Below are 12,939 nucleotides of genomic sequence, written 5' to 3'. Positions count from 1 at the left end.
GCTCCGCCCGGAGGCCGCGCCCCGGACGCCGGCGGGGCTCGATCGGGTCAGCGGGCCCGGTTCAGGGACTGGAGGGCCGCCCGCAGGAGCTGCGGGACGGGGGCGGCGCCGCCGGCGGCGATGGCGGCCTCGGCCTGCGGGGTGACCGCCGCGACCGCGTCCTCCGCGTCGCGCGGGGCGTAGCCGAGGCCGATCAGTGCGGCGGAGAGCTGCTCGGTCCAGGGGGCGGGCCCGGAGGCCGCGGCCCGCTGGGCGCCCACGAGGCCGCTGCTGCCCAGCGGGGCCCCGAGCTTGCCCTTCAGTTCGAGGAGTAGTTTCTGGGCGCCCTTCTTGCCGATGCCCGGCACCGCCACGAGCGCCTTCTCGTCGCCGGTGGAGACGGCCAGCCGCAGCGCGTCGGGGCTGTGCACGCCGAGCATCGCCTGGGCGAGCCGTGGCCCGACCCCGCTGGCGGTCTGCAGGATCTCGAAGACCTGCCGCTCGTCGTCGTCGGCGAAGCCGTACAGGGTCAGCGAGTCCTCGCGTACGACGAGGGAGGTGGCCAGTCGGGCCGTCTCCCCCATCCGCAGGCCGGAGATGGTGGTGGGCGTGCACTGCACGGCCATGCCCACTCCCCCGACCTCGATCACGGCAAGGGTGGGGGCGAGTGCGGCGACGGGGCCGCTGACGAAGGCGATCATCGGGTACGGCCTTTCGAGGCGTGCAGGGCGACCGCCTGCTGGAGGCGGTTCTGGGCGGGGGCCCGCCAGATGTGACAGATGGCCAGGGCGAGGGCGTCGGCGGCGTCCGCCGGCTTGGGCGGCGCGTCCAGCCTGAGCAACCGGGTGACCATCGCGCCGACCTGGGCCTTGTCGGCCCGGCCGCTGCCGGTGACGGCGGCCTTGACCTCGCTGGGAGTGTGCAGGGCGACCGGTATCCCGCGACGGGCGGCGCACAGCATCGCGACGGCGCTCGCCTGGGCGGTGCCCATCACGGTGCTGACGTTGTGCTGGCTGAACACGCGCTCCACGGCGACGACTTCGGGCCGGTGCGTGTCGAGCCATTCCTCGATTCCCTGCTCGATGGCGACGAGTCGCAGGCCCAACTCGGCGTCCGCGGGCGTCCGTACGACCCCCACGCCGATCATGGTCAGGGGGCGGCCGGCCACCCCCTCGACGACGCCGACACCACATCGCGTCAGCCCCGGGTCAACGCCCAGTACGCGCACCCGTGCCCCCTTCTTCGCTCTCCTGTACGTGCAGCTTCGCAGGTTATCGGGTGGCACTGACAAAGCAGCGGGCCGCCGGGGTGTGTCCCCGTCGGCCCGCTGCCCGATGCTGTGAGCGGTGGACGCCGGTCAGGCGTCGACCTTCTCCATGACCTCGTCCGAGACGTCGAAGTTGGCGAAGACGTTCTGCACGTCGTCGCTGTCCTCCAGCGCGTCGATCAGCTTGAAGATCTTGCGCGCGCCCTCTTCGTCCAGCTCGACCTGCATGGTCGGCAGGAAGTTGGAGTCGGCCGAGTCGTAGTCGATACCGGCGCTCTGGAGCGCGGTGCGGACCGCGACCATGTCGGTGGCCTCGCTGATGATCTCGAAGCTCTCGCCGAGGTCGTTGACCTCTTCGGCGCCCGCGTCGAGCACCGTCTCCAGGACGTCGTCCTCGGAGAGCTCGCCCTTGGGCAGCAGGACGACACCCTTGCGGTTGAACAGGTACGAGACCGAGCCCGGGTCGGCCATCGAACCGCCGTTGCGGGTCATGGCGACCCGCACGTCGGACGCGGCGCGGTTGCGGTTGTCGGTGAGGCACTCGATGAGCACCGCGACGCCGTTCGGGCCGTAGCCTTCGTACATGATCGTCTCGTAGTCGGCGCCGCCGGCCTCAAGACCGCCGCCGCGCTTGACCGCGGAGTCGATGTTCTTGTTCGGGACCGAGCTCTTCTTGGCCTTCTGGATGGCGTCGAAGAGCGTCGGGTTGCCATCGATGTCGGCACCGCCCATACGGGCCGCGACCTCGATGTTCTTGATCAGCTTCGCGAAGAGCTTGCCGCGCTTGGCGTCAACCACGGCCTTCTTGTGCTTCGTCGTAGCCCATTTAGAGTGGCCGGACATCTGCCTGTCTCCTTCGCGTCACCAACAATGTTCGCCTCAGATCCTACCGGGACGCCGTTACAGCCCCGCGCGCACCATGTCGACGAAGTACGCGTGAACGCGGTCGTCTCCGGTCAGCTCGGGGTGGAACGAGGTGGCGAGTACGTTGCCCTGGCGCACGGCGACGGTGTGGCCGTCGTACGTGGCGAGCACCTCGGCGGCGGCGCCGACGGACTCGACCCAGGGGGCGCGGATGAAGACGCCCTCGACCGGGCCGCCCGCTATGCCCGCGAAGTCGATCTTCGCCTCGAAGGACTCGTTCTGGCGGCCGAAGGCGTTGCGGCGGACGATCATGTCGATGCCGCCCAGGGTCTCTTGGTCCTCACGGCCGTCCAGGAGCTTGTCCGCCAGCATGATCATGCCGGCGCAGGTGCCGTACACGGGCATGCCGGCGGCCACGCGCTCGCGCAGCGGCTCCAGCATGCCGAACAGCACGGCGAGCTTCGACATGGTGGTGGACTCGCCGCCGGGGATCACCAGGGCGTCGACCTCGGCGAGCTCCTCGGGACGCCGGATCGGCCTGGCCACGGCGTCCGCCGCGGCCAGGGCGATCAGGTGCTCCCGTACGTCGCCCTGGAGAGCGAGTACCCCGATCACGGGGTTCACGGGGGTGTTCGTCATGACCGATTACCAGCCGCGGTTGGCGTAGCGCTCGGACTCGGGGAGGGTGTCGCAGTTGATGCCGACCATGGCCTCGCCCAGGTTGCGGGAGGCGTCCGCGATGATCTTCGGGTCGTCGTAGAAGGTGGTGGCCTTCACGATGGCGGCGGCGCGCTTGGCCGGGTCGCCCGACTTGAAGATGCCGGAGCCGACGAAGACGCCCTCGGCGCCGAGCTGGCGCATGAGCGCGGCGTCGGCCGGGGTGGCGACGCCACCGGCGGAGAACAGCACGACCGGGAGCTTGCCGAGCTCGGCGACCTCCTTGACGAGCTCGTACGGGGCGCGCAGCTCCTTGGCCGCGGCGAACAGCTCGTTGTTGTCGTAGCCGCGCAGGCGGGCGATCTCGTTCTTGATCTGACGCAGGTGGCGGACGGCCTCGACCACGTTGCCGGTGCCGGCCTCGCCCTTCGAGCGGATCATGGCCGCGCCCTCGGCGATACGGCGCAGGGCCTCACCCAGGTTGGTGGCGCCACAGACGAAGGGGGTGGTGAACGCCCACTTGTCGGAGTGGTTGACCTCGTCGGCCGGGGTCAGGACCTCGGACTCGTCGATGTAGTCGACGCCGAGGGACTGCAGCACCTGGGCCTCGACGAAGTGGCCGATGCGGGACTTGGCCATGACCGGGATCGAGACGGCCTCGATGATCTCTTCGATCATGTTGGGGTCCGACATGCGCGCGACGCCGCCGTCCTTGCGGATGTCGGCCGGGACCCGCTCCAGGGCCATGACGGCCACGGCGCCGGCGTCCTCGGCGATCTTCGCCTGCTCGGCGTTGACCACGTCCATGATCACGCCGCCCTTCAGCTGCTCGGCCATGCCGCGCTTGACGCGCGAGGTGCCGATCGCCGACTCGGCGGACTGGGGGGAGGTGGGAAGCGTGCTCACGGATTGACCTCACTCGAAGGGAGCTCGAAAGGAAGACGGGGTACTGCTCGTACTACTCGGCTGAGGAAACCCCAAGGCATCAGTCCACTACAAGGGCCAATGTGGAGCCTGTGGCTCCTTCATTTGTCCCTCGCGGCCCTTGGAAACGGTCAGGGGGGTCTAGACCGGCCGATCTGCAAGATCCACCGGCGGCTCGTCGTCCATTTCGAAGGCGAGCGGGAAGGGCGCGTGCCCCGCCAGTCTGAACCAGCGGACCTTGCGATGCCTGCGCAGCGCGCGGGCGGCCCGTACCGAGTCGTTGAGGAAGCGCCGCGCCATCGGCACCCGACGGACGGCCGCCGCCAGCTCCTCCGTGGCCTCCGCCCCGCCGGGGGCCGCCTTGAGCACGTCGACCTGGTCGGCATCGGCGAAGACCGCCCGCAGCGCCTGACTGAGCTCGCTCTCCGCCACCTCGCGGTGGTCCTCCTCGGCCTGCCGGGCGGCGTGCGCGGCCTCGTACAGCACCAGGGAGGAGGCGGGGTCGAGCACCCCGGAGGTGGCCACCTCCAACACCACGGAGGCCCGCCGCACGAGCTGGGCGTCGAGCGCGGCCCGCGCGGCGTCCATCCGCGAGTGCAGCCGGTCGAGCCGGCCGGCGGTCCAGCTGAGGTAGACCCCGATGACTCCGAGAGCCAGGGCGATCCAGACAAGGGTTTCGATCACGCTGCGCGACCCTACCGCTCCGGACCCCCCGGCCCCCCATCGGGCCTGGTGCCGCCGTGGCCGTGCGCTCAGCGGAGGGCATGCCGATCAGGTCGGGCCGATCGGCACCGCACCGCTTGAGCTGCTTGATCCACATCCTGGGGGGATCATGAACTTCACGCGCTACCGCAAGCCGTCGGCCATCGCGCTGCTCACGGTGGGGACGGCGCTCGCAGTCACGGCCATGGCCGGGCTCGGTCGGAGCCATGAAGACCGTCTCGTCCTTCTCCAGGGGGTCCACGAGACGTCGTGTTGCCGGGGTGGCTCGCGCCGGCCGCCCTGACAGGGGCGGTCCTGCCGCATGACCACCCCGGGGGGCGCGGTCCACGAGGTGACGCTCGCCCCCGGCGGCCGGCCCGACGGAGACGGTCCGGTCAGGAGGACGAGGCGTCCTTCGAGAAGCCGAGGCGGGTGCGGAGCGGGACGCGTTCGTCCGTGGCCACCGCCGCCGCGCCGTCCGTCACCGTTTCGTAGACGGCCAGGATGTCCGCGCCGACCGTGGACCAGTCGAAGCGGCGGACGTGCGCCGAGCCGCGGGCGCTGAGTTCGGCCCGGCGTTCCGGGTCGCGCAGCAGGGTGATCGCCGCCGTCGCCAGGGCGTCGGCGTTCTCGTTGGCGAAGAGGTCGCCCGCCCCGCCCTGGTCCAGGACCTGCGCGAAGGCGTCCAGGTCGGAGGCGAGCACGGCGGCGCCCGCCGAGAGGGCCTCGACCAGGATGATGCCGAAACTCTCGCCACCGGTGTTCGGGGCCACGTACACGTCCACGCTGCGCAGCAGCCGTGCCTTGTCCTCGTCCGAGACCATGCCGAGGAATTCGACCCGTTTGCGCAGGTCCGACGGCAGGGAGGCGACCGCCTCCTCCTCGTCGCCGCGGCCCGCGACGAGCAGCCGTACGTCCGGGCAGGCCTCCACGATCTTCGGGAAGGCCGCCATCAGCACGGGCAGGCCCTTGCGGGGCTCGTCGATGCGGCCGATGAAGCCCAGGGTCCGCCCCGACCAGTCCGGGTTGGGCTCGGCCTTGGCGAAGAAGTCCACGTCGACGCCGTTGGGGATGACGACCGCGTCGCCGCCCAGGTGCTCCACGAGCGTGCGCCGGGCGTACTCGCTCACCGCGATGCGGGCGTTGATCTTCTCCAGGGCCGGCTGCAGGATCGGGTACGCCGCGATCATCGCCCGGGACCGGGGGTTCGAGGTGTGGAACGTCGCCACGATCGGCCCCTGCGCCGCCCAGCAGGACAGCAGCCCCAGCGAGGGCGAGGCCGGCTCGTGGATGTGGATCACGTCGAAGGTGCCGTCGTGGAGCCAGCGCCGCACCCGGGCGGCGGAGAGGAACCCGAAGTTGAGGCGGGCCACCGATCCGTTGTACGGGACCGGCACCGCCCGCCCGGCCGAGACCACGTAGGGCGGCAGCGGGGTGTCGTCGTCCGCAGGGGCGAGCACCGACACCTCGTGGCCGAGGCGGATCAGGTGCTCCGCCAGGTCCCGGATGTGGAACTGGACGCCACCCGGCACGTCCCACGAGTACGGGCACACGATGCCGATCTTCACTACGGGCGCTCCTCCAGGTCGTCCAGCCACAACCGCTGCAGCATGTGCCAGTCCTCCGGGTGCTCGGCGATGCCCGACGCGAAGGCGTCCGCCACCGCCTGGGTCATGACGGTGGTCTTCTCGGTCCGGGTCCCGGTCCTCGGCACCTCCACCTCGGGGTGGATCCGGCCGTACATCTTCGGCGTGTCGCCGTAGTGCAGGGTGGCCGGGAGCAGCACGGCGCCGGTCTGCTGGGCCAGCAACGCCGGTCCGGCCGGCATGCGAGCCGTGGCGCCGAAGAAGTCCACCTCGACCCCGGAGGCCGACAGGTCCCGGTCCGCGACGAGGCAGACCAGTCCGCCGGAGCGCAGTCGCCGGGCGAGGGTGCCGAAGGCGGCGCCGCCGCTGTGCGGGAGGACCTCCATGCCCAGGCTCTCGCGGTAGGCCACGAAGCGGTCGTAGAGGGTCTCGGGCTTGAGGCGCTCGGCGACCGTGGTGAACGGCGCGTTCATGTGGCCGATGGCCCAGGCTCCGGCGAGGTCCCAGTTGGCGAGGTGCGGCAGGGCCACGACCACGCCGCGGCCGGAGTCGAGGGCCTCGCGCAGCAGGTGTTCGTCCTTGAACTCGACGTCCGTGCTGAACCGTTTCGGGTCCATGGTCGGCAGCCGGAAGGATTCCATCCAGTACCGCATGTACGAGCGCATGCCGGCCTGCGACAGCTCGCGCAGCCGCTCGGGACCGGCGTCGGGCACCACCCGCGCCAGGTTCGACTCCAGCCGCAGCACGCTCTTGCCGCGCCGCTTCCACGCGAAGTCGGCGATCCGCCGGCCCAGGGCCACGGCGGCCGGCTCGGGCAGCTTCTTGACCCCGGCCCAGCCGAGCCCGTACAGCGAGTCGACCAGCTTGTCCTGCATGGCGCCCATCAGGCCGCGCCGCCCTCGGCGGCGGCCGCCGCCGCGTCGGCCTCAGCCGATTCGCGACGTACGGTGACGACCCGCTGGATCAGGGTGACGAGCGAGCCCACCGCCACGATCCACAGGGCGATCGGCAACAGCACGCCGATCCAGGAGGGCACGCCGAAGGTCTGCAGACCGGACAGGCCGGCCGCGACCAGCGAGATCACCAGCCGCTCGGCCCGTTCGATGAGTCCGTTGACGGCCACGGGCAGCCCGATCGACTCGCCGCGCGCCTTGGTGTACGAGACCACCTGGCCGCTGGCCAGGCAGAAGATCGCCACCGCACACAGTGCGTTGTCGTTGCCGTTGCCCGCGTACCAGAGGGCGAGGCCGCCGAAGATCGCCGCGTCGGCGACCCGGTCGAGGGTGGAGTCGAGGAAGGCTCCCCACCGGCTGGAGACTCCGGCCTGGCGGGCCATGTTCCCGTCCACCAGGTCGGAGAAGACGAAGAGGGTGATCGTGATGGTGCCCCAGAAGAACTCGCCGCGGGGGAAGAACCACAGCGCTCCGGCCACCACTCCGGCCGTGCCGATCAGGGTGACCGCGTCCGGGCTCACCCCCCGCCGGAGCAGAAAAGCGGCGAATGGCGTGAGAACACGCGTGAAGAATGCACGCGCGTACTTGTTCAGCATGGCCTTCCCGGAGGGTCGCTGGGCCGCACGGCCACCACGGCCACCGGCTGGCCCATCGTAGCCGGCACGCCACCGCGCGGACGCCGCGCACCCACCGGTTCGTGCCACGTAAGACGTACTTCACGCCATGGACCGGCTCCGGTGGGCCCTGGGTACGCCTCCGGGTACCTCCCCGGTACGACGTATGGACGGGATGTGACACCAGTGCAAAGCTCGAAGAATCCCGCATTCCTCCTCCGTGGAGGCGGCCGGGACACCGATCCGGACACCTCGATCCCCACCTCACCCGATCCTCCTCACCGTCACCACCGGGAGGCATGAGCATCATGGGAGCCACATCACACCAAGCCGGAGCCGCCGGCAGGGCACTGACGGCCGACCGCCCCTCTTCCATCCGGAATGTCGTGCTGGTCGGCCACAGCGGATCCGGCAAGACCACACTGGTCGAAGCACTCGCCCTGACCGCGGGAGCGGTCAACCGGGCCGGCCGGGTCGAGGACGGCGCCACCGTCTCCGACTACGACGAGATGGAGCACCGCCGGCAGCGGTCCGTCCAGCTGTCCCTCGTCCCCGTCGAATGGGACGGAATCAAGATCAATATCTTGGACACCCCCGGATACGCCGACTTCGTCGGGGAACTCAGGGCCGGTCTGCGCGCGGCGGACGCGGCCCTTTTCGTCGTCTCGGCCTCGGACGGCATCGACGGCGCCACCCGCATGGTCTGGGACGAGTGCGAGGCCGTCGGCATGCCCCGGGCCATCGTCGTGACCCACCTGGAGGCCGCCCGCGCCGACTACACACAGATGACCACCGTCTGCGGCGAGATCTTCGGCGCAGACGACCCCGACGCGGTCATCCCCCTCTACCTCCCCCTGCACGGCCCGCCCGGCCCCGACGGGCACGCCCCCGTCACCGGCCTGCTCGGTCTGCTCTCGCAGCGCGTCTACGCGTACACGTCCGGCGAGCGCGTGGAGCGCGACCCGGACCCCGCGGAGCTCGCCCTCATCACCGACGCCCGCGCCCGACTCATCGAGGGGATCATCGCCGAGAGCGAGGACGAGTCCCTCATGGACCGCTACCTGGGCGGCGAGGAGATCGACCTGAAGACCCTCGTCGACGACCTGGAGCGGGCGGTGGCGCGCGGCACCTTCCACCCCGTCCTGATGGCCGCCCCCGCCACCGACGGCGCCCGCCAGGGCCTGGGCACCGTGGAACTCCTCGAACTGGTCACCGGCGGCTTCCCCACCCCGCTGGAGCGCGCCGCCGTCCCCGTCACCCGTCCCGACGGCTCCGCCCGCCCGGACGTCACCTGCGATCCCGACGGCTCCCTCGTGGCCGAGGTCGTCAAGACCTCCTCCGACCCCTACGTCGGCCGTGTCTCCCTCGTCCGCGTCTTCTCCGGCACCCTGAAGGCCGAGGAGACCGTGCATGTCAGCGGGCACGGGCTCGCCGACAGGGGGCACGAGGACCACGACGTCGACGAGCGGATCGGCTCCCTCTCCTCCCCCTTCGGCAAACAGCAGCGCGTCCTCACCCGCTGCATCGCCGGCGACCTGGCCTGCGTGGCCAAACTCACCCGCGCGGAGACCGGCGACACCCTCTCCGCCAAGGACGACCCGCTCCTCATGGCTCCGTGGACCATGCCCGACCCGCTGCTCCCCCTCGCGATCGAGGCCCACAGCAAGGCCGACGAGGACAAACTGTCCCAGGGCCTGGCCCGGCTCGTCGCCGAGGACCCGACCATGCGGCTGGAGCAGAACCCGCACACCCACCAGCTCGTCCTGTGGTGCCTGGGCGAGGCCCACCAGGACGTGGCCCTGGAGCGGCTGCGCACCCGCTACGGCGTCCAGGTCGACCCCGTCCCGCACAAGGTGAGCCTGCGCGAGACCTTCGGCGCCAAGGCCGCCGGGCGCGGCCGGCACGTCAAACAGTCCGGCGGCCACGGCCAGTTCGCCATCTGCGAGATCGAGGTGGAGCCGCTCCCGCCCGGCAGCGGCATCGAGTTCGTCGACAAGGTCGTCGGCGGCGCCGTGCCCCGCCAGTTCATCCCGTCCGTGGAGAAGGGCGTACGCACCCAGGCCGCCCGCGGGGTCGCCGCCGGCTACCCGCTGGTCGACGTGCGCATCACCCTCCTCGACGGCAAGGCGCACTCGGTGGACTCCTCCGACGCCGCCTTCCAGACGGCCGGCGCCCTCGCCCTGCGCGAGGCGGCCGCCGAGGCCCGGATCGAGCTCCTCGAACCGGTCGCCGAGCTCGCCGTCGTCGTCCCCGACGAGTACGTCGGCCCCGTCATGAGCGACCTCGCGGGCCGCCGCGGCCGCGTCGTCGGCACCGACCAGGCCTCGGCCGGGCGCACCCGGGTCCGCGCCGAGATCCCGGAGATCGAGATCGGCCGCTACGCCGTCGAGCTGCGCTCCGTCTCGCACGGGACCGGCCGCTTCGCCCGGGCGTACGCCCGCCACGAACCGATGCCGCCGCAGATCGCGGAAAAGGTGCGTGAACAGGCCGAGAAGGGAACCTGATTGATGTAGCAGTGGATCGGCCGCCCACCCAACCAGCTTGCGGTGGGCGGCATTTCCCTGTCCCATGACCATGGGGTGAGATCCGCCGATAGGCTCATCGGCGCACCAAAAGAGCAGGAACGCACAGCGATGGGGGCAGCGGTGGCGGACGACGGATTCGACTTCAGGCCCGGAGCTCAGGTTCCGCTGCTGGGGGGTGGCGGGCAGACGGCGGCGACCAACGCCCTGGCCTCGGCCGCGTACCGGGACGGCGGCAAGGACAGCAAGCTCGAGAAGATACTCACCGCCAACAACGAGAACCACCCCGCGACGGTCAAGCCCCCGAAGATCTCCCTCTTCGAGCCCAGCCTCGGCGAGGCCTTCTGCCGCGCCGTGGAGGCCCGCACGCTCGGGGCCGGCCGCAAGCCACTGATCCAGTCCTTCGGCGCGGATCCTCAGACGGTGGTGGAGCACTGCCTGGCCGCCTCGCACATCCGCAAGGCCCGCGACCGCAAGCTCCGGCTGATCATGCTGGTCTGCGGTGTGCTGTTCCTGCCGGGGCTGCTGCTGTGGCTGGGCCTGTTCCAGCTGCGCAAGAGCCTCGCCTCCAAGGAGGGCAGGAGCTCGTGGCTGGGCACCGTCCTCCTCGTCGGCGTCGCCCTGGTGGTGGCCGTCCTGATGTTCAAGCTGCCGCTGACCGGATTCCTCGGCCTGTACGCCCGCGGCATGATCATCGCCCCGGCCCTGGGCTGGCTGCTGGCCCGCCGCACCTGTGAGGCCACCGCCCAGGACCTGCGCTCCCGTTGGGACGGACTGCTGTCGGGCGGTGGGGTCGGCGCCAAGATCCCGGAGGCCGTGCCCGGCAACCCCGACGAGAAGGCCCGCGAGGACCTGCGCCACCAGCTCGCCAAGCTGACCGCTGAGGACCGTAGCAACCAGGTCTTCTACGCGGGCCCCAAGGGCATCCTCGGCATGGGCACCCGCTGGGGCAGCTGGCAGATGGCCGAGGAGCTGGCCCCCAAGAGCGAGGGCATGGAGATCCATCCCTTCCGCAGCTGGGACGTCATACGCGGGATCGACGCCCAGCTCCGCAAGCTGGAGCGGGGCCCCCTGCACACCGGCGGCTTCCCGCCCGCCGCGATCCAGCACTGGATCGTCACCCCGATCGGCGAGGGGGCCGCCGAGGTGGCCCGCCCCACCGGCGAGAACGTGGACGCCTTCCTGATCAAGCCGCACGAGATCACCCGGATCTGCAACGAGCAGCAGTTCAGCGCCGGCAACCGGCACTACCTGGGCATCCAGTACCCGCTCTGGGACGGCCAGCTGGTCATCAACATGCTGGTCACGGTGACCGTGCTGTACAAGACGCTGCGCGTGGACGTCACCGCGCACGCCCTGGGCCCCGTGCACGGGCTGTTCACGTCCAAGTCCGCGGCCCCGGTGGTGGAGGTGCCCAAGAGCATCCGCTTCTGGGAGACCGTGGAGCGCCCGCTGCCGCTGGTGGACGCGCAGGAGGTGGTGCGCCTCGCGGTGCGGGCCCCGCTGACCTGGTACCCGCCGCTCCTGGAGTTCTTCGGCGGCAAGCTGGTCCTGCCCGAGCCGTTCGGCCTGCGTCACGTGTGGGCGAGCTCGATGTGGCGGCACCGGTTCATGGCGGACGACGCCCTGCGCACGGTGGCCCCGGTCCTGCGGTCGATCCACGCGGCGACCTTCAAGGTGCTGGAGGAGAACGGCGTCGACACGGACCGCTTCACGAACCGCTCCTCGATCATGAGCGGGCTCGTCCAGGAGCCCGCTCCGCGCAAGGCCGACGTCTACGACGCGTAGGTACGCTGGAGGGACGGCCGAGCAGGGACCGAGGAGGGAACATGACCGAGCGCAAGCCACCGGGTGTCAGCTTCGAGTCCTTCGTGGACCGGCAGATCCGACAGGCCACCGAACGGGGCGACTTCACGAGCCTGCCCGGCTACGGCAAGCCGCTGGCCTCGCTGGACGCGCCCTACGACGAGCAGTGGTGGATCAAGGACAAGCTGCACCGCGAGGGCTTCGCCGTCCTGCCGCCGGCGCTCGCGCTGCGCAAGGAGGCCGAGGACGCCGTGGAGAAGGTCCGGGCGGCCCGCTCGGAACGCCAGGTACGGGACGTCCTCACGGAGATCAACGAGAAGATCGCGGCGGCCCTGCGCATGCCCCCGCCGGGCCCGCCCCTGGGCCTGACGGAGTTCGACGTCGAGGCCGAGGTACGGGCCTGGCACAGGGACCGCCCGGCCCAGGCCTGACCGGGCCTGACGTTGCGCCTAGTCCACGGGCCAGGCGTCGGCGAGCATCTGGCGGGTGTCCGCCAGGAGTTGGGGCAGCACCTTGGTGTGGCCCACGACCGGCATGAAGTTCGTGTCCCCGCCCCAGCGGGGCACGATGTGCTGGTGCAGGTGCGCGGCGATGCCGGCGCCGGCGGCCGCGCCCTGGTTCATGCCGATGTTGAATCCGTGCGCGCCCGAGGCCTTGCGCAGCGCGACCATGGCCCGCTTGGTGAGGTCGGCGAGCTCGGCCGTCTCCGGCCCGTCCAGCTCGGTGTAGTCGGCGACGTGCCGGTACGGGACGACCATCAGGTGGCCGCCGTTGTACGGGTAGAGGTTCAGCACCGCGTACACGTGCCGGCCCCGCGCGACGACCAGGCCGTCCTGGTCGGACATGTCCGGAATCCCGCAGAAGGGACAGCCGTCCCCGGCCTCCGGGCCGGTCGGCTTGTTCTCCCCCTGGATGTAGGCCATCCGGTGGGGCGTCCACAGACGCTGGAACGCGTCCTGCGTGCCCACACCGATCTGCTGCTCCGGCTGAGTCGTCATGGCGGCAAGCATATGACCTTGGCCTGGCGTACGAGGAAGGCCCCCGGAAAGTGATCACTTTCCGGGG

The 12,939-nt window shown here is 71.0% G+C and carries 13 protein-coding genes; 3 read left to right on the top strand and 10 right to left on the bottom strand.

All coding sequences use genetic code 11. From position 1 onward, the window contains the following. Positions 1-47: 47 nt before the first annotated feature. From ruvA to pgsA, 9 genes are all read right to left on the bottom strand, one after another. Complete coding sequence (gene ruvA / locus ACWG52_RS30130) at positions 48-680, bottom strand: Holliday junction branch migration protein RuvA (RefSeq protein WP_033222576.1); 633 nt, start codon at positions 678-680, stop codon at positions 48-50. Beyond that, entirely contained in the window at positions 677-1,207 is a 531-nt protein-coding gene (ruvC, locus tag ACWG52_RS30125) for a crossover junction endodeoxyribonuclease RuvC (RefSeq protein ID WP_030765689.1), read from the bottom strand. Before ruvC ends, ruvA begins: the two co-directional genes overlap by 4 nt. A gap of 129 nt (positions 1,208-1,336) precedes the next feature. Beyond that, complete coding sequence (locus ACWG52_RS30120; RefSeq protein ID WP_033222575.1) at positions 1,337-2,089, bottom strand: YebC/PmpR family DNA-binding transcriptional regulator; 753 nt, start codon at positions 2,087-2,089, stop codon at positions 1,337-1,339. A gap of 57 nt (positions 2,090-2,146) precedes the next feature. Further along, positions 2,147-2,749: a pyridoxal 5'-phosphate synthase glutaminase subunit PdxT gene (gene pdxT, locus ACWG52_RS30115; protein WP_030765684.1), complete on the bottom strand. Its 603-nt coding sequence runs from the start codon at positions 2,747-2,749 to the stop codon at positions 2,147-2,149. Positions 2,750-2,755: 6 nt separating this feature from the next. Beyond that, complete coding sequence (gene pdxS / locus ACWG52_RS30110) at positions 2,756-3,673, bottom strand: pyridoxal 5'-phosphate synthase lyase subunit PdxS (protein WP_030010552.1); 918 nt, start codon at positions 3,671-3,673, stop codon at positions 2,756-2,758. Positions 3,674-3,832: 159 nt separating this feature from the next. Next, on the bottom strand, positions 3,833-4,375 hold the full coding sequence (locus ACWG52_RS30105; protein ID WP_030723593.1) for a LemA family protein: 543 nt from the start codon (positions 4,373-4,375) through the stop codon (positions 3,833-3,835). 413 nt (positions 4,376-4,788) lie between these two features. After that, positions 4,789-5,961 carry a glycosyltransferase family 4 protein gene (locus tag ACWG52_RS30100; RefSeq protein ID WP_389815006.1) on the bottom strand — a complete coding sequence of 391 codons (1,173 nt, stop codon included), beginning with the start codon at positions 5,959-5,961 and terminating at the stop codon, positions 4,789-4,791. Further along, entirely contained in the window at positions 5,961-6,863 is a 903-nt protein-coding gene (locus ACWG52_RS30095) for a phosphatidylinositol mannoside acyltransferase (protein WP_389815003.1), read from the bottom strand. The genes ACWG52_RS30100 and ACWG52_RS30095 overlap by 1 nt, the downstream gene beginning before the upstream one ends. Beyond that, on the bottom strand, positions 6,863-7,528 hold the full coding sequence (gene pgsA / locus ACWG52_RS30090; protein ID WP_033222568.1) for a phosphatidylinositol phosphate synthase: 666 nt from the start codon (positions 7,526-7,528) through the stop codon (positions 6,863-6,865). The genes ACWG52_RS30095 and pgsA overlap by 1 nt, the downstream gene beginning before the upstream one ends. 326 nt (positions 7,529-7,854) lie before the next feature. Here pgsA and ACWG52_RS30085 point away from each other — a divergent pair, with 326 nt between their 5' ends. From ACWG52_RS30085 to ACWG52_RS30075, 3 genes are all read left to right on the top strand, one after another. Continuing rightward, positions 7,855-10,050 carry an elongation factor G-like protein EF-G2 gene (locus ACWG52_RS30085; protein ID WP_389815130.1) on the top strand — a complete coding sequence of 732 codons (2,196 nt, stop codon included), beginning with the start codon at positions 7,855-7,857 and terminating at the stop codon, positions 10,048-10,050. A 129-nt stretch (positions 10,051-10,179) separates the two neighbouring features. Further along, the gene (locus tag ACWG52_RS30080) at positions 10,180-11,856 is read left to right on the top strand and encodes a hypothetical protein (protein ID WP_389814999.1); all 1,677 of its coding nucleotides are present in this window, start codon (positions 10,180-10,182) and stop codon (positions 11,854-11,856) included. Positions 11,857-11,897: 41 nt separating this feature from the next. Beyond that, positions 11,898-12,305, top strand: coding sequence for a DnaJ family domain-containing protein (locus tag ACWG52_RS30075; RefSeq protein ID WP_389814996.1), 408 nt, complete (start codon positions 11,898-11,900; stop codon positions 12,303-12,305). 18 nt (positions 12,306-12,323) lie between these two features. On the opposite strand, the gene ACWG52_RS30070 is transcribed toward ACWG52_RS30075, so the two are convergent. Next, entirely contained in the window at positions 12,324-12,884 is a 561-nt protein-coding gene (locus tag ACWG52_RS30070; protein WP_030010101.1) for an HIT family protein, read from the bottom strand. Between the last annotated feature and the right edge of the window lie 55 nt (positions 12,885-12,939).

It is taken from the genome of Streptomyces sp. CLCI03 (assembly GCF_053615355.1).
Note: the sequence above shows the minus strand (reverse complement) of the source record. Positions and strands in the feature narration are given on the sequence as shown.